The 17,199-nt window shown below is 70.4% G+C and carries 11 protein-coding genes; 8 read left to right on the forward strand and 3 right to left on the reverse strand.

The window, feature by feature from the left end; translation table 11 throughout:
- Positions 1-263: 263 nt before the first annotated feature.
- Entirely contained in the window at positions 264-2,846 is a 2,583-nt protein-coding gene (locus E5083_RS02665; RefSeq protein WP_135783956.1) for a SpoIIE family protein phosphatase, read from the forward strand.
- On the opposite strand, the gene E5083_RS02670 is transcribed toward E5083_RS02665, so the two are convergent.
- Positions 2,833-4,212 carry a hypothetical protein gene (locus E5083_RS02670; RefSeq protein WP_135783957.1) on the reverse strand — a complete coding sequence of 460 codons (1,380 nt, stop codon included), beginning with the start codon at positions 4,210-4,212 and terminating at the stop codon, positions 2,833-2,835. The two genes, E5083_RS02665 and E5083_RS02670, sit on opposite strands and share 14 nt — an antisense overlap.
- A 195-nt stretch (positions 4,213-4,407) precedes the next feature.
- Here E5083_RS02670 and E5083_RS02675 point away from each other — a divergent pair, with 195 nt between their 5' ends.
- The 7 genes from E5083_RS02675 (at position 4,408) to E5083_RS02705 (ending at position 15,294) form a co-directional block, all read left to right on the forward strand.
- Positions 4,408-6,567: an ABC transporter family substrate-binding protein gene (locus E5083_RS02675; RefSeq protein ID WP_135783958.1), complete on the forward strand. Its 2,160-nt coding sequence runs from the start codon at positions 4,408-4,410 to the stop codon at positions 6,565-6,567.
- Between the two features lie 161 nt (positions 6,568-6,728).
- Positions 6,729-8,636: a translational GTPase TypA gene (gene typA, locus E5083_RS02680; RefSeq protein ID WP_135783959.1), complete on the forward strand. Its 1,908-nt coding sequence runs from the start codon at positions 6,729-6,731 to the stop codon at positions 8,634-8,636.
- Between the two features lie 421 nt (positions 8,637-9,057).
- A complete protein-coding gene (locus E5083_RS02685) occupies positions 9,058-10,092 on the forward strand; it encodes an ABC transporter permease (protein ID WP_135783960.1) in 1,035 nt (344 codons plus the stop codon).
- 109 nt (positions 10,093-10,201) lie between these two features.
- The gene (locus E5083_RS02690; RefSeq protein ID WP_135783961.1) at positions 10,202-12,010 is read left to right on the forward strand and encodes an ABC transporter substrate-binding protein; all 1,809 of its coding nucleotides are present in this window, start codon (positions 10,202-10,204) and stop codon (positions 12,008-12,010) included.
- An 88-nt stretch (positions 12,011-12,098) separates the two neighbouring features.
- A complete protein-coding gene (locus E5083_RS02695) occupies positions 12,099-13,079 on the forward strand; it encodes an ABC transporter permease (protein ID WP_135783962.1) in 981 nt (326 codons plus the stop codon).
- A 10-nt stretch (positions 13,080-13,089) separates the two neighbouring features.
- Complete coding sequence (locus tag E5083_RS02700; protein ID WP_135783963.1) at positions 13,090-14,148, forward strand: ABC transporter ATP-binding protein; 1,059 nt, start codon at positions 13,090-13,092, stop codon at positions 14,146-14,148.
- 21 nt (positions 14,149-14,169) lie between these two features.
- Positions 14,170-15,294, forward strand: a complete 1,125-nt coding sequence (locus E5083_RS02705) for an ABC transporter ATP-binding protein (protein WP_135783964.1) — start codon at positions 14,170-14,172, stop codon at positions 15,292-15,294.
- Here the strand turns inward: E5083_RS02705 and E5083_RS02710 are convergent.
- Complete coding sequence (locus tag E5083_RS02710; RefSeq protein WP_135783965.1) at positions 15,291-16,031, reverse strand: class I SAM-dependent methyltransferase; 741 nt, start codon at positions 16,029-16,031, stop codon at positions 15,291-15,293. The genes E5083_RS02705 and E5083_RS02710 overlap by 4 nt on opposite strands.
- Before the next feature lie 113 nt (positions 16,032-16,144).
- Positions 16,145-17,188, reverse strand: a complete 1,044-nt coding sequence (locus E5083_RS02715; protein WP_135783966.1) for an ABC transporter ATP-binding protein — start codon at positions 17,186-17,188, stop codon at positions 16,145-16,147.
- Positions 17,189-17,199: the final 11 nt, after the last annotated feature.

Consider the following 17,199-nt stretch of genomic DNA (forward strand, 5'->3'; position numbering starts at 1 on the left):
GAGCCGGGGGTACGGAGGGGGTGCGCGCGCCCCCGCGTGGGTCGGCTCGTGCCCCGGTGCGCAAGCGCGTTGCCGGGCGCGTGGTTCGAGGCCGTGTTCGCTGGTTAGAAGACTGGAAGTGTTGTCGCAGCGCGGTCCGGAAGGCACCCGTACCGAGCTGTGATCGTGAACACCGTGTTGTGCGGCGCCGTAGTGCTGGATACTGCGGGCAGCCGCCCCCGGTGACCGGTGCCGGACGCGGTGAGCTGGAGGGGACGGTTCGCGTGAGCGAGATACCAGCGAAGGCCACGGAGTCCGAGGACCCGTCGGACGGCGCGAGGAGCCGGGCCGCCGAAGAGGCGGCCCCCGCTGACATGTGGCAGAGCAGTCCGCCCGGCTCGATCTACGACTACATAAAGGTCGCGTCCTTCTCCCTCAGCCCCGGCGGGCTGATCGAGCAGTGGAGCCTGCGCGCCGAACAGCTCTTCGGCATCCCCGCCCACCGGGCCGTGGGCCTGGACCCGATCGAGGCGTTCGTCGACCCCGACCTGCGCAGTCGCGGCCAGCGGAAGATGGCCGAGATCCTGGACGGGCGGGAGTGGACCGGCGTGGTCCCCTTCCGGATGCCGGACGGCGAGGACGGCTCGCGCGGTGAGGAGGGCATGGCGGAGGTCTACGTCATGCCCACCCGTACCGCCGAGGGCGACAAGGCCGCCGTCTGCATCGTGGTGGACGTGCGGACCCTGCGCAGCATCGAGACCGACCTCGCCGCCTCGCAGGCGATATTCGGCCAATCTCCGTTCGGGTTCCTGCTGATCGACACCGATCTCCGGGTGCGCCGGGCCAACACGCGGTTCGCGTCGATCTTCGGCGGCACCCCGGACGACCACCGGGGCAAGGGCGTGCACGACTATCTGCCGCGCGCCGAGGCCGACCGGGTCTCGGCCACCATGCGCCGGGTGCTGGAGTCCGGCGACTCCATCACGGACATGCACGTCACCGGCTTCGTGCCGGACTCCGACGAGCGCCGGCACTGGTCCATCAACCTCTACCGCGTGCACAGCGGCAGCGGCCGCCCCATCGGCGTGGCCTGGCTCGGCACCGACATCACCGCCCGGCGCGAGGCCGCCCGCGAGGCCGCCTCCGCGCGGCGCAACCTGGCCCTGCTCAACGAGGCGGGCGCCCGCATAGGGAATTCGCTCGACCTGGAGACGACGGCCCGCGAACTGCTCGACGTGGTCGTCCCCGGCTTCTGCGACCTGGCCACCGTCGACCTCTACCAGGCCCTGCTGACCGGTGACGAGGCCCCGCCCAAGCTGGCCGACGGCAGCGCGGAACTGCGCCGGGTCGCCTTCGCCAGCGCCGTCTCCGACGCGCCCTTCGGCGGGTCGGGGGAGCGGGTGGAGCTGGGCGCGGTGCACCGCTTCCCGTTCAACTCGCCCTGCGCGGACGCCCTGCGCACCGCTAGGCCGCAGCGGGTGCCCGCCGAGGAGGGCGGGCTGGTGCAGTCCACGCTCGCCGTGCCGATGGTCGCGCACGACACCGTGGTGGGCATCGTGCAGTTCGCCCGCACCAAGGGCAGCGAGCCGTTCGGGGACCGCGACCGCGACCTCGCGGTGGAGCTGGCCGCGCGCGCCGCCGTCTGCATCGACAACGCCCGGCTCTACCGACGCGAGCACGAACGCGCGCTGATACTCCAGCGGTCCCTGCTCCCGCCCGGCGACCCCGAGGCGTCCGGCCTGGACATCGCCTGCCGCTATCTGCCCGGCAACGCGGCCACCGAGGTCGGCGGCGACTGGTTCGACGTCATCGAACTCCCCGGCCACCGCACCGCGTTGGTGGTCGGCGACGTGATGGGCCGCGGCCTGCGCGCGGCCGTGGCGATGGGCGAACTCCGTACGGCGGTACGCACCCTGGCGCTGCTCGACCTCGAACCGGCCGAGGTGCTCTCCGCGCTGGACGAGATCGCGCGCGGCCTCGGCACCCCCGGCGGCGTCCAGCAGGCCACCCGCGCGGCCCGCCAGCCGCGCGACGCCGACCTGTGCGAGGTCTACCTCGCCACCTGCGTGTACGCGGTCTACGACTCCGTCACCCGGCGCTGCACCTTCGCCAACGCGGGGCATCTGCCGCCGGTGCTGGTGGAGCCCGGCGAGGCCGCGCTGATGCTGGACGTGCCGCCCGGGATGCCGCTGGGCGTGGGCGGCGAGCCGTTCGAGGAGGTGGAGGTCGAACTGCCCGAGGGCGCCCTGCTCGCCCTCTACACCGACGGTCTGGTGGAGTCCCGGGACCATCCGCTGGACGAAGGGCTCCAGGCGTTCGTGCAGGCGCTCACCGATCCCTCCCGCCCGCTGGAGGACGTCTGCGACCACGTCCTGAACAGCCTCGACACCCGGCACGGCGAGGACGACATCGCGCTGCTCATGGCCCGCGTCCAGGGTCTGCCCAGCGAGTCGGTCGGCGACTGGACCCTGCCCCGCGAGCCGCGCAGCGTGGGCCGGGCCCGCGAGTACGCGCGGGCGCAGCTGCTGAGCTGGGACCTGGAGCCCCTGGTCGACACCACGGAACTCCTGGTCAGCGAGCTGGTGACCAACGCCCTGCGGTACGGCGAGGGCGAGATCCGGCTCCGGCTGCTGCTGGACCGCACCCTGGTCTGCGAGGTCTGGGACGCCGGTCTGGTCCAGCCCCGCAGGCGGCGCGCCCGGGACACCGACGAGGGCGGCCGGGGCCTGCAACTGGTCGGTCTCCTCAGTGCCGCCTGGGGCTCCCGCCGCACCCCGCGCGGCAAGACGGTCTGGTTCGAGCTCCCGCTCCCCGGCGCCGACAGCCCCCTGACCGACCCGGCAGAGGCACTGCTCAGCCTGTTCTGAACCTTCCGGTGTCGGATTCCGGGAGGCCGTGCGTGCGTACGTCGCGTTCGGCCAGTTCCAGGGCGCGGCGGGCGAGGACGGCCGCCTCGACGGGACGGGGGGCGGCGAGGGTGCGTACGGCCGCCGCGAGCAGGGAGCGGGGGTCGGCGCCGACCGCGCCCCGGTGCACGGCGACGTAGTCCTCCGCCTCGCCGACGGCGGCCCGTGCCACGAGGTGCGCGGCGGTGTCCAGCACCCCGCTCCGGGCGGCCGGCAGCCGGACCAGGGCGCGGGTGATCCGGCGCAGCGCGTCCAGCGGGTCGTACGGGCCCGCCGTCAGCTCCGTGCGTACGGCGGCCAGGGTGTCGTCGGCGCCCGAGGGGGCCGGTGCGGCCGTCGCCAGTACCGCCTCCGCCCCGGTCAGCGCGGCCGGGACGAGTCCCGCCGCCTCCCGCAGCCGGCGGGCCGTGCGGTCCACCCCCGCCACCAGAATCCCGGCCTGCGCCACCGAGCCCTCGGCGGAACGGAGTTGGCGTACCGCGCGCCCCTCGTCGCCCAAGTCGACCGCGCGACGGGCCTCGTTGAGCCGGGCGGTGGTGAACACCAGCCGGTCCATGGCCTCTTCGACGCACCCGGCGACCCGCGCGCCGACCGAGGGCCCGTACCGTTCGCGCAGTTCCGTGACCGTGGCCCGCGCGTCCGCCGCACGTGCCGTCAGCCGGCGGAACGCCCCCTCCGCCACCTCCAGCGCCGGGCCCACCTCCGCCCGGCGCAGCCGGTCCAGTTCCCCGGCCCGCGCGTCCAGCACCCGCCCCGCCTCCGCACACCGGCCGACGACCCCGGCCAGGGTCTGCTCGCGGTCGCCGGCCTCGCCCTCCTCGTACCGGTGCCACAGGGCGAAGGCGGCGGAGAGTTCCGTGCGGGCGGTGTGGACCGCGTGGCGGAAGGGGGCGAGGGTCCGTTCGTCCAGAAGCGCGGCCGCGAAGGGCAGCTCCTCCTCGCTCGCCCGGACGCTGTCGTCGGCCTCGACCAGCGCCGCGCGGGCCCGGCGGTCGGAATCGGCCGGGGTGGGGGCGGCCGGTGCGGCGGAGACGACGCCGGAGGCGCGTCGGCCCCGGCGTACGTAGCTGTACGCGGCCACCACCCCGGCGGTGCCGAGCACGGCGACCGGGAGGATCAGGTCGACGGCGGAGGACTCGTCGTCCCGGGGGGCGGCGGGAGCGGCCGTCGGGCGGGGCGCGGACGCGGTCGCCGGTTCCTGCGCCGCGAGCACCGGGATGGCCAGCCAGCCCGCGCCCGCGACCGCGCCGACGAGCGCGTGCGCGACCCGCACGCGTATGTGCGCCGTGGCGTGCCGGGGCCGGCCCCGGACCAGGGAGGACGTCACTTTGGGAGCGTATGGGCGCCTTCGCGGCCCCGCGAGCGGGCGGGGTTGCGCCGCACGGGTGGGGTTGCCGCGCGGCGCGGTCGTGTCGCCTCGTTTCACCCGGTGCGGTCGTTTTCAGTGAGTGCATAGATCTGATCAGCTCCATATACCGCCAAAAGTGATCAACACGCCCGCGGCTTTCCGGAGGTAGCAGAGATGTCCCACGACGGCGTCGGCTCACGTGCGGTCCTGCGCGCGACCGCCTTCCTCACCGCGGGCGCCCTCGCGGTGCCCCTCCTCGCCGGCTGCAGCTCGGACGAGAAGGCCGGCCGCCCGCTGGCCGGACCGGACATCGCCCAGGTCACCCGCGACAAGGTCGCCGAGGGCGGCACCGTGAAGTGGGCCATGGACGCGCTGCCGGAGACGCTCAACGCCTACCAGGCCGACGCCGACGCGGGCACCACCCGGGTCGCCCAGGCCACCCTCCCCTCGATGTTCCAGCTCGACGCGAACGGCCGCCCGGCGGTGAACCCCGCCTACCTGGAGTCCGCCAAGGTCATCGAGACCGAGCCGCGCCAGGTCGTGCTGTACAAGCTGAACCAGCAGGCCGTGTGGAGCGACGGCCGCGAGATCGGCGCCGCCGACTTCGTCGCCCAGTGGCGCGCCCTGTCCGGCAAGGACAGCGCCTACTGGACCGCGCGCAACGCCGGGTACGACCGCATCTCCAAGATCGAGCGCGGGGCCAGCGACCTCCAGGTCCGGGTCACCTTCTCCCGCCCGTACGCCGACTGGAAGTCGCTGTTCTCCCCGCTGTACCCGAAGGACGTCATGGGCACCCCGGACGCCTTCAACGACGGCGCCCGGCGCAAGCTGAAGACCAGCGCGGGCCCCTTCCGGGTGGACAAGGTCGACACCGCCGGCAAGGACGTCGTCCTCACCCGCAACCCGCGCTGGTGGGGGCAGCCCGCCAAGCTCGACAAGATCGTGCTGCACACCGTCCCGCGCGACGAGCGGGCCACCGCGCTGGCCGACGGCAAGGTGGACGTCGCCGACGTGGACGCCTCCACGGCCGGACGGATCACCGGTGCCGCCGGCGGTACCGGAAGCCCGCTGGTGGGCGGCGGCAAGACCTCCGCCAAGAAGCTCCGCTCCTGGGCCCTCGCCCACGGCCTTGCCTCGGAGAAGGTCGAGCACGCCGGCCAGAAGAAGCTGCGCAAGGCCATCACCCGGTACCTGGAGGAGCAGGACGGGCTCCGCTCCTACGAGGTGCGCAAGTCCCTGGAGCCCGCCTACACCCAGCTCGCCCTGAACGGCGCCGGGGGCCTGCTCGCCGACGAGCGGGTACGCCGGGCGGTGGCCCGCGCGCTGGACCGCAAGGAGCTGGCGAAGCTGGTGCTGACCCCGCTCGGCCTGCCCGCCGAGCCGGTCGGCAGCCACCTCGCGCTGGAGGGCCAGCCCGCCTACGCCGACAACAGCGACGCCCTCGGCGGCCAGGACACCAAGGAGGCGCAGGCCCTCCTCTCGGACGCGGGCTGGGTGCCGGGCGGCCCGGTCAAGACGGAGAAGAAGGCCGAGAAGGCCGCCGGACCGGAGAGCAGCACCAAGGACGACGACGAGTCCGAGGGCGGCAAGGACGGCGAGTACATCGTCGGCGAGGACGACAAGAACAGCGACGGCAAGAACGAGCACGGCGACGGCAGCGGGCGTCACCTGGCCCAGGACGGCAAGCAGTACACCGGCCAGGGCGGTGCCCCCGGCGCCTACGCCCCCAAGGGCACGGCGGCCCCGGCGGGCGCGGTCAACGGGCCGCTCGCCAAGGACGGCCAGGCGCTCAACCTCCGCTTCGTGCTCCCCACCGGCGCGGGCTCGGAGACCCTGAACACCGTCGCCGGGCGGATCTCCGCGATGCTGGAGAAGGTCGGCATCCGCACCACGATCATCAAGGTCCCGGACGAGAGCTACTTCAAGGACCACATCGCGGCCGGCGACTTCGACCTCGCCCTGTACTCGTGGCCCGCCTCCGCCTTCCCGGCCACCGACGCGCGCCCGATCTTCGCCAAGCCCGCGCCCGCCGCCGACGGCTCGGTGAACGTCGAGCAGAACTACACCCGCGTCGGCACCGACCAGGTGGACCAGCTCTTCGACCAGGCCGCCTCGACGCTGGACGAGGACGAGTCCCGCGACCTCATCCGCAAGGCCGACACCCGCATCTGGGCGGCGGCCGGCTCCATCCCGCTCTACCAGCGCCCCCAGCTCGTCGGCGTACGGAAGACCCTGGTCAACACGGGTGCCTTCGGTTTCCAGGCGCCGGTCTACGAGGACATGGGCTTCCTGAAGAAGGGCGCGAAGGTCTCGCCCAGCCCGACCAAGGACTGACCCCTGCTCCTACCCCTGAATCGGGCCCCGTGGCCCTGCGGAGGCCGTCCCCCGCAGGGCCACGTACCATGGGGTGAGGCCGTGGCGTGTCCAGCCCGGCAGGTCCCGCGCAAGAGAATCCCGCGCAGGGCAGTCCGCACACTCCGGGAGTACGCCGCAATATGGCCACGCGCCACGACATCCGTAACGTCGCCATCGTCGCCCACGTCGACCATGGCAAGACCACCATCGTCGACGGCATGCTGAAGCAGGCCGGCGCGTTCGCCGCTCACCAGCTCGACTCCGTCGACGACCGGGTCATGGACTCCAATGACCTGGAGCGTGAGAAGGGCATCACGATCCTCGCCAAGAACACGGCGGTGAAGTACCACCCCAAGGACGGCGGCGAGCCGATCACCATCAACATCATCGACACCCCCGGCCACGCCGACTTCGGTGGCGAGGTCGAGCGCGGTCTGTCGATGGTCGACGGTGTCGTCCTCCTCGTCGACGCCTCCGAGGGCCCCCTCCCGCAGACCCGCTTCGTGCTGCGCAAGGCGCTCCAGCAGCGGCTCCCCGTCATCCTGTGCATCAACAAGACGGACCGCCCCGACTCGCGCATCGACGAGGTCGTCAACGAGACGTACGACCTCTTCCTCGACCTGGACGCGGACGAGGAGCAGATCGAGTTCCCGATCGTCTACGCCTGCGGCCGTGACGGCATTGCCTCGCTGACCAAGCCGGACAACGGCACGGTCCCGGCGGACAGCGACAGCCTGGAGCCGTTCTTCTCCACCATCCTGGAGCACATCCCGGCCCCCACGTACGAGGAGGACGCGCCGCTCCAGGCCCACGTCACCAACCTCGACGCGGACAACTTCCTCGGCCGTATCGCGCTGCTCCGCGTCGAGCAGGGCGAGCTGCGCAAGGGCCAGACCGTCGCGTGGATCAAGCGCGACGGCACGGTGTCCAACGTGCGCATCTCCGAGCTGATGATGACCGAGGCGCTCACCCGCAAGCCGGCCGAGGTGGCGGGCCCCGGTGACATCTGCGCCGTCGCCGGTATCCCGGACATCATGATCGGTGAGACCCTCGCCGACCCGGAGAACCCCGTCGCGCTCCCGCTGATCACGGTGGACGAGCCCGCGATCTCCATGGTCATCGGTACCAACACCTCGCCGCTGGTCGGCCGGGGCGGCACCGGCAAGGGCGCGGACGCCAAGTCCGCGGTCAAGGACCGCAAGGTCACCGCCCGCCAGGTCAAGGACCGCCTCGACCGCGAGCTGATCGGTAACGTCTCCCTCCGTGTGCTCGACACCGAGCGCCCGGACGCCTGGGAGGTCCAGGGCCGCGGTGAGCTGGCGCTCGCCATCCTGGTCGAGCAGATGCGCCGCGAGGGCTTCGAGCTGACCATCGGCAAGCCGCAGGTCGTCACGCAGATGATCGACGGCAAGGTGCACGAGCCGGTCGAGCGCATGACGATCGACGTCCCCGAGGAGCACATGGGCGCGGTCACGCAGCTCATGGGCGTCCGCAAGGGCCGGATGGACAACATGTCCAACCACGGCTCCGGCTGGGTCCGCCTGGAGTTCGTCGTCCCGTCCCGCGGCCTCATCGGCTTCCGTACGGAGTTCCTGACCAACACCCGTGGTACGGGCATCGCCCACTCCATCCACGAGGGCCACGAGCCGTGGTTCGGCACCCTGACGACCCGTAACAACGGCTCGCTCGTCGCCGACCGCTCCGGTTCGGTCACCGCGTTCGCGATGACGAACCTCCAGGAGCGCGGCGTGCTCTTCACCGAGCCGGGCACCGAGGTGTACGAGGGCATGATCGTCGGCGAGAACTCGCGCTCCGACGACATGGACGTCAACATCACCAAGGAGAAGAAGCTCACGAACATGCGATCGGCGTCGGCCGACTCGTTCGAGGCGATCGTCCCGCCGCGCAAGCTCTCCCTGGAGCAGTCCCTGGAGTTCTGCCGCGACGACGAGTGCGTCGAGGTGACCCCGGAGGCGGTTCGCATCCGCAAGGTCGTCCTCGACCAGAAGGAGCGCGGCCGCACCGCGAGCCGTGCCAAGCACAACTGACGCATGAACAACTCGGCGTAACAGTCGAACAGTTGAGCCCGGCCGTCCCCATCTCGGGGGCGGCCGGGCTTTTTCGCAACCGGATTTTTCCCGCCGCCGGGCCGTCCGGTGTCCGGAACGCGGAGATCCCGGACCGATAGCTATGTAACACGTCCGTTTCGCGGCCTTCAGTAGGGGAGTTGTTTGTCCGGTTTTTGGAAGTTCGGCCCGTGAGCTGTGACTGAATTGAGATTTAAAGACAGTGGTCGCCACTTGGCTCATGTCAGATAGTTAGCCGCGTACCGCTCGGGTCAAAGGGGAGCTGTTCGTCGCTTCCAGCGGTGTGATCCGGCCCTAGAACTACGCGCGTCCGACTGCGAGTTCGCGCGCTGTCCAGCAATCCCGGAACCTCCCGCACTCATATCTGCGAAACGGACGAACCGTGACAAGTCCTATCGACATCGAGGGCGGCGGGACTTCGGTCGTCGTCGACGGCGAACCAGGGCCGCCGGCGAAGGCCGAGACCGTCCAGCTCGAGGGCCGTTCTCCCGGCCGGCTGATGTGGATGCGCTTCAAGCGCGACCGCACCGGCGTGATCTCGGCCTGTGTCGTGATCTTCTTCTTCCTGATCGGGCTGCTCGCACCGCTGATCTCCAAGCTGTACGGCAAGGACCCGTACACGGTGTACGCGGACGAGCGTCCCGAGCTGTTCGACAGTGCGGGCGTCCCGGTGCAGCCCAACGGCGGTATCAGCGGCGAGTTCTGGTTCGGCCTCGAACCGGGCAACGGCTACGACGTCTTCACCAAGCTGCTGTTCGGCATCCGTACCTCGCTGATGATCTCGCTCGCGGTCACCGTCACCGTCGTCCTCACCGGCATCCTGCTCGGGGTCGCGGCCGGATACCTGGGCGGGCGCACCGACTTCGTCATCGGCCGGGTCATCGACTTCCTGCTCGCCTTCCCGGCGCAGTTGTTCTTCATCGCCAGCATGCCGGTCGTCGTCTCGTTGTTCGTCAGCCCCCGCGACGAGACCCCCACCTACGTCCGGGTGCTTGCGCTGATCATCGTCCAGTGGTTCCTCGGCTGGATGAGCCTCGCCCGCATCCTGCGCGGCACCTCACTCGCCCTGCGGGAGCGGGAGTTCATCGAGGCGGCACGGGTCAGCGGGGCCTCGTCGTGGCGGATCATCCGCAAGGAGATCCTGCCGAACGTGGTCACCCCGCTGCTGGTGCAGGCCACTTACCTGCTGCCCTCCTTCGTCACCGCCGAGGCCGGACTCTCCTTCCTCGGCGTGGGCATCGTCGAACCGACGCCGGACTGGGGACAGATGTTCTCCAAGGCGTCCACCGAACTGGTGATGCAGAACGACATCACCTACATGTTCTTCCCGGGCATCTCGATGATCATCTTCATCGTGGCGTTCAACCTGCTCGGGGACTCGGTCAGGGACGCGTTCGACCCCAAGACCGCACGCTGACCGGTCACTTCACAGCACCACGGCACCTCGCACAGCACTACCAGCAGTTTCTTTCGCACTGGTGACACAGGAACGCACTGGTGACACAGAGATGGGTGGGAACCTCGTGATGAGTAGGGGCGGACGCCACACTTACGGCGCACTCTCCGTGCTCGCGGCCGGAGCGCTTGTGCTCACCGGTTGCAGCAAGGGCGGCAGCGACAGCGGCGACGACGACAAGAAGCAGCAGCAGAACGCCCAGCGTCAGCAGGCGCTGATCAAGTTCGGTGACGAGAAGGCGTCCACCGGACCGGCCGCGGAGGTGCCCGGCGCCAAGTCCGGCGGCACCCTGGAGGTCCTCCAGCGCGACAGCTACGCGCACCTCGACCCGGCACAGATCTACGTGTCCGACGAGGGCTCGCTCGCCACCCTGCTGCACCGCGGTCTCACCGGGTACAAGGCGACCAGCAACGACGGCAGCAAGCACGAGGTGGTCGGCGACCTCGCCACCGACTCGGGCACCACCACCGACGGCGGCAAGACCTGGAAGTACACGCTCAAGGACGGCATCAAGTTCCAGGACGGCACGCCGATCACGTCCAAGGACGTCCGGCACACCGTCGAGCGGCTCTTCGCGCCCTTCATCAACCAGGGCCCGACCTTCCTCCAGCAGTGGCTCGCCGACTCGCCGGGCGCGACCTACCGCAAGCTGCTCAAGGACGGCCCCTACAAGGGCAAGCACCTGCCCGACTCGGTGCTGGAGACGCCGGACGACAAGACGATCGTCTTCCACTTCAAGACGGCCCGCCCCGACCTGCCGTACGCGCTGGCCATGGCCGGCTACGGGGTCGTCTCCGAGAAGGGCGACACCAAGGAGCGCTACGACAAGGCGCCCGTGGTGAGCGGCCCGTACAAGATCGAGTCGTTCAAGTCCGGCAAGTCCATGGTGCTGGTGAAGAACACCAACTGGGACCCGAAGACGGACCCGATCCGGCACCAGTACATCGACCGGTTCAACTTCAGCTTCAACCAGCAGTACGAGGCGTCCACCAAGGCGCTGCTCGCCGACAGCGGCGCCGACCAGGCCGGCATCAGCTTCAACAACCAGGTCGACGCGGGCAACCTGTCCTCGGTGCTCCGGGATTCGAAGCTGAAGTCCCGTACGGTCTCGGGCTACCAGTCGTTCGTCGGTCAGATGAACATCAACATGAGCCACAAGCCCATGCAGGACAAGACGGTCCGCGAGGCCATCGCCTACGCCCTGCCGGTCACGCCGTTCGTCCGCGCCTACGGCGGCACCGACGCCATGGAGGTCGCGGGCGGTCTGATCTCCCCGACCGTCTCCGGCTACGACGCCGCCTTCGACCCGTGGGGCAAGAAGAAGAAGCCCGCCGGTGACGCGGCCAAGGCCAAGGAGCTGCTGAAGAAGGCCGGCAAGCTCAACATGAAGCTGACCTTCGGCTACATCAACACCCCCGAGGGCCAGCAGTACTCCACCGCCATGGCGGCGGGCCTGAAGAAGGCCGGCTTCGACGTCCAGCGCCAGGAGATCCCGGCCGAGACGTTCTACGACCAGGTCTCCAAGCTGGACAACAACTACGACATCTTCCACACCGCGTGGGGTGCCGACTGGCCGTCCGCCTCGACCGTGATCCCGCCGCTGTACGACGGCCGCGTGATCGCCGACGGCGCGCAGAACTACTCGCAGATCAACGACCCGCAGATCAACAGCGAGATCGACCGGATCAGCAAGATCACCGACCCGGCCAAGGCCGCGTCCGAGTGGGAGAAGCTGGACCAGCACATCGTGAAGGACGTCATCAACGTCGTCCCGACCGCGTACTACAAGCAGACCCAGATCGCTGGGTCCAAGGTCGGCGGACTCGTCTACGACGACGTGCTCAGCGGCGTCGACCCGCGTCGCCTCTTCATCAAGTAACCGCCCCGCGCCCGGCATCCGGCGCGCCCCGTAAGGGTGCGCCGGATGCCGGGCCCCGGACCGCCGACGTCAGAGAGCTGCCCCTGTCATGCTGCGCTTCCTCGTCCGCCGGACCCTCGGTGCCGTCGTCATCCTCTTCCTGCTGAGCATGGTCACGTTCGTCCTGTTCTTCGGGGTGCCCCGCGACCCGGCGCTGCTGATGTGCGGCAAGACCTGCAACGCCGACGCCATCGCCAACATCCACCATGTGCTCGGCCTCGACAAGTCCATCCCGGAGCAGTACCTGATCTTCCTGCACAACCTGGTCATGGGCAGCGACAGCTTCGCCCAGGGGCCGTGCCCGGCGCCCTGCTTCGGCTACTCGTACCACTCCAACGAGCCGGTCTGGGACACGCTGATCGACCGGCTGCCCACCACCGTCTCGCTGACCATCGGCAGCGCGGTGTTCTTCCTGGTCATCGGCATCGGCGCCGGACTGGTGGCCGCCTGGCGGCGCGGCACGGTGGTCGACAAGGTGGCGACGGCCGGCGCGATGGTCATCTCCGGGATGCAGATCTACTTCCTCGGCCCGCTGGCCCTGGCGCTGCTCGTCTACCAGACCCACTGGTTCGAGAAGCCCGACTACCACGAGTTCACCGCCAACCCGCTGAACTGGTTCGCGGGGCTGCTCATCCCCTGGGTGATCCTCTCCACCATCTTCGCGGCGCAGTACACCCGTATGGCGCGCTCCTCGATGATCGAGCAGCTCCAGGAGGACCACGTCCGCACCGCCCGCGCCAAGGGCATGTCCCGGCGGTACGTGTTCTTCCGGTACGCCTGGCGCGGCTCGCTGATCCCGATCGTCACCATCTTCGGCATCGACCTCGGCTCGCTGCTCGGCGGCGCCATCATCACCGAGTGGACCTTCGGTCTGCCGGGCCTCGGCCAACTGTCCGTGCAGTCCGTGTACTTCAGCGACCTGCCGCTGCTGCTGGGCGTGATGCTGTTCGCCGCCGCCATGATCCTGCTCTTCAACATCGTCGTCGACGCCGCGTACGCCTTCATCGACCCGCGCGTGCGGCTGTCCTAGGAGCACTGTCGTGACCACTTTGACCAAGGAGGCCGGTGTCCCGGCCCCGGCGGGCGACGGTCCGCTGCTGTCCGTGCGCGATCTGCACGTCAGCTTCAAGACCGAGGACGGCATCGTACGGGCCGTGGACGGGCTCTCCTTCGACCTGGAGCGCGGCAGAACGCTCGGCATCGTGGGGGAGTCGGGCTCGGGCAAGTCGGTCACCAACCTGACCGTGCTCGGCCTGCACAACCCGATGTTCACCACCGTCGAGGGCGAGATCCTGCTGGACGGGCAGGAGTTGACGACCGCGCGCGAGTCGGAGATGGAGAAGCTGCGCGGCAACAAGGTCGCCATGATCTTCCAGGACCCGCTCACCGCGCTCTCCCCCTACTACACGGTCGGCCGGCAGATCGCCGAGCCGTACATGAAGCACACCGGCGCCTCCAAGAAGGAGGCGTGGAACCGCGCGGTGGAGATGCTGGGCAAGGTCGGCATCCCCAACCCCAAGGCACGGGCGGGGGATTACCCGCACCAGTTCTCCGGCGGTATGCGCCAGCGCGCGATGATCGCCATGGCGCTGGTCTGCGACCCGGACCTCTTGATCGCGGACGAGCCGACCACCGCGCTGGACGTGACGGTCCAGGCGCAGATCCTCGACCTGCTCAAGGACCTCCAGCAGGAGTTCGGTTCGGGCATCATCTTCATCACCCACGACCTCGGGGTGATCGCGGACATGGCCGACGACATCATGGTGATGTACGCGGGCAGCGCGGTGGAACGCGGCTCGGTCGACTCCGTGCTGCACGCGCCCGAACACCCCTACACCTGGGGCCTGTTGAACTCGATGCCGCGGCTCGACTCCGACCCGTCCATCGCGCTCACCCCCATTCCGGGCTCCCCGCCCTCCCTGCTCAACCCGCCCTCCGGCTGCCGCTTCCACCCCCGCTGCCCCTTCCAGGACCGGGTCGAGGGCACCCGGTGCGTGACCGAGCGCCCGCTGCTCGGCGCGGGGGAGTCGGCGTGCCATCTCACCCCGGCGCAGAAGCGGGACATCTTCGTGGACGAGATCAAGCCCCGGCTGGGCTAGGGCGCGCAAAGGAGAACCGTCATGACCAAGGACCTGCTCCTGCCCGCTCCGCGGGACGAGGGCGCCGACGCCGGGGGCGAACCGCTGCTGGAGGTCTCCGGGCTGACCAAGCACTTCCCGGTCAAGGGAGGCTTTCCCATCCGGCGGACCATCGGCGCGGTCCAGGCGGTGGACGGCATCGACCTGTCGGTGCGGGTGGGCGAGAGCTTCGGGCTGGTCGGTGAGTCGGGCTGCGGCAAGTCCACCACCGGCCGGCTGATCACCCGGCTGATGGAGCCGACCGCGGGCACGATCTCCTACCGGGGCAAGGACATCAGCCGGGCCTCGCGCCGGGAGCTGGCGCCGATCCGGTCCGAGATCCAGATGATCTTCCAGGACCCGTACTCCTCCCTCAACCCCCGCCAGACGGTCGGCAAGATCATCGCCGGGCCGATGGAGATCAACGGCATCGAGCCCCCCGGCGGCCGCGAGAAGCGGGTGCGGGAGCTGCTGGAGATCGTGGGCCTGAACCCCGAGCACTTCAACCGCTTCCCGCACGAGTTCTCCGGCGGGCAGCGGCAGCGCATCGGGGTGGCGCGGGCGCTCGCGCTGGAGCCCAAGCTGATCGTGGCCGACGAGCCGGTGTCCGCGCTGGACGTGTCGATCCAGGCCCAGGTGGTGAACCTGCTGCAGAAGGTGCAGCGGGAACTCGGCATCGCGTTCCTGTTCATCGCCCATGACCTGGCCATCGTGCGGCACTTCTCGCAGCGGGTCGCGGTGATGTACCTCGGCAAGATCATCGAGGTGGGCGACCGGGACTCCATCTACACCCGCCCCCGGCACCCCTACACCCACGCCCTGCTCTCCGCCGTGCCCGAGGTGAGCGTGGCGGGCGAGGAGGCCCCGGCCCGCGAGCGCATCCGGCTCGCCGGTGACGTGCCCTCGCCCATCGACCCGCCCTCGGGCTGCCGCTTCCGCACCCGGTGCTGGAAGGCGCAGGACAAGTGCGCGACCGAGGAGCCGCCGCTGGTCCAGCTCTCGGGGAACCGGTCCGGCCACCTCACGGCCTGCCACTTCCCGGAGGAGCCGACGACCGAGGCCCGCGACGAGGACATCATCCTCGACCCGGCGCTGGCCGCGCTGGAGGAGGACACCGCCAAGGACTAGCGCGCCGCTTCGGCGACGGTGATGATCTCCGGCGAAGCCGGGGTCAGCGGGCTCCGGTCCCAGTCGCCGTAGCGGGCCACCGTGTGCAGCCCGGCCTCGGCGAGGAAGCGGTCCAGCTCGCCGGGGCCGAGGAAGCGGAGGGTGTTGCGGCCGACCCTCGGGGCGGGCCAGCTCGCGCAGGTGTAGGTCTCGGTGAAGCCGACGAGACCGCCCGCCGGGCCGTGCGTCACCTCGTGGTGGACCCGGATCTCGGCGCCGTCCGGGCTGGTGATGGTGTGTACCCGGTCCGGGGTCCAGCGCTCCCAGGGGCGGGCCTCGGGGTTGCGGGTCTCGAAGACGAAGCGGCCGCCCTCCGCCAGTGCCTCCCGCACCGCGCCCAGGCACTGCCGTACGTCCTCGTCCCGGAGCAACTGCTGGAAGGCGTGCCCGGTCATCACCGCGAGCGTGAACGCGCCCTTCCACTGGCGGCTCCGGGTGTCCCCGAGTACCCACTCGACGTCCGGGGCGCCCTCTCGGGCGTGGACCAGCATCGCGGCGGCCGGGTCGAGTCCGGTCAGCCGTCCGGGGTGACCCTCGGCGCGGGCCCGGCGGAGCAACTGGCCGGTGCCGCAGCCGATGTCCAGCACGGAGTCCGCCGCGCGGATCAGGGCGAGGTGGAAGTCGTCGCCCGGTCCCCAGGGGTTGAGGGCGTCGTAATGGGCCGCCAGTACAAGGTCGTTGAACGGGTGGGTCGACACGGTGGCAGTCTCACACGGCCGCCGGAGCGCGCGCGGGCGTCGGGGAAAGGTTCCGGCCAGGACGGCAGAAGGCCCGCGTCCGGATGGACGCGGGCCTTCTGCTCAAGGGTGTGTCAGAGCGCCTTCTGCGGCGTCTTGGAGAGGCTGGCGACCGGGATGATCTCCTGCGTCTCCGGATAGTGGCAGGCGGTGAGGTGGCCGGCCTTGTTGCCCTCGGCCTGCGCCAGCGGCGGGGCCTCGGTCGCGCACTTCTCCGTCGCCTTCCAGCACCGGGTACGGAAGCGGCAGCCCGACGGCGGGTCGATGGGCGAGGGCACGTCCCCGACGAGGCGGATGCGCTCGCGCGGGGTCTCGTCCACCGTGGCCTCCGGGACGGCGGAGAGCAGGGCGCGGGTGTAGGGGTGGCGCGGGTTGTTGTAGAGGTCGTCGCGGTCGCCGATCTCCACGATCTTGCCGAGGTACATCACCGCGACGCGCTGCGAGAAGTGCCGCACGATGGCGAGGTCGTGGGCGATGAACACGAAGGCGATGCCGAGTTCGCGCTGCACCTTCTGGAGCAGGTTCACGACCTGGGCCTGGATGGAGACGTCCAGCGCGGAGACCGGCTCGTCGGCCACGATCAGCTTCGGGTTCAGGGCCAGCGCGCGGGCGACGCCGATGCGCTGGCGCTGGCCGCCGGAGAACTCGTGCGGGAAGCGGTTGAAGTGCTCGGGGTTGAGCCCGACGATCTCCAGCAGCTCCCGCACCCGCTTCTCGCGGCCGCCGGGCGGCTCGATGCCGTTGATCTCCATCGGGCCGGCGATGATCTTGCCGACCGTGTGCCGCGGGTTCAGCGAGGCGTACGGGTCCTGGAAGATCATCTGGATCTCGGACCGGATCGGCGCGAGGGTCTTGCGGCCGGCGTGCGTGATGTCCTGGCCCCGGTACGCGATGCGGCCCGCGGTCGGCTCCATCAGCCGGGTGATCAGCCGCCCGGTGGTCGACTTGCCGCAGCCGGACTCGCCGACCAGGCCCAGGCTCTCGCCCTCGGCGACCTGGAAGTCCAGCCCGTCCACGGCCTGCACCGCACCGACGGTGCGCCGGATCGGGAAGCCGCCCTTGATCGGGAAGTGCTTGGTCAGCCCGGAGACGTCCAGGAGGGGAGTGGTGTCGCTCATGGTGGTGAAAT

The organism is Streptomyces bauhiniae (assembly GCF_004784475.1).
GTDB lineage: Bacteria > Actinomycetota > Actinomycetes > Streptomycetales > Streptomycetaceae > Streptomyces > Streptomyces seoulensis.

Bases quoted from the DNA above. Each gene is read 5' to 3' on its own strand.
- E5083_RS02675 (WP_135783958.1), top strand. From the start codon at position 4,408: ATGTCCCACGACGGCGTCGGCTCACGTGCGGTCCTGCGCGCGACCGCC.
- typA (WP_135783959.1), top strand. From the start codon at position 6,729: ATGGCCACGCGCCACGACATCCGTAACGTCGCCATCGTCGCCCACGTC.
- E5083_RS02690 (WP_135783961.1), top strand. From the start codon at position 10,202: ATGAGTAGGGGCGGACGCCACACTTACGGCGCACTCTCCGTGCTCGCG.
- E5083_RS02695 (WP_135783962.1), top strand. From the start codon at position 12,099: ATGCTGCGCTTCCTCGTCCGCCGGACCCTCGGTGCCGTCGTCATCCTC.
- E5083_RS02705 (WP_135783964.1), top strand. From the start codon at position 14,170: ATGACCAAGGACCTGCTCCTGCCCGCTCCGCGGGACGAGGGCGCCGAC.
- E5083_RS02715 (WP_135783966.1), bottom strand. From the start codon at position 17,188: ATGAGCGACACCACTCCCCTCCTGGACGTCTCCGGGCTGACCAAGCAC.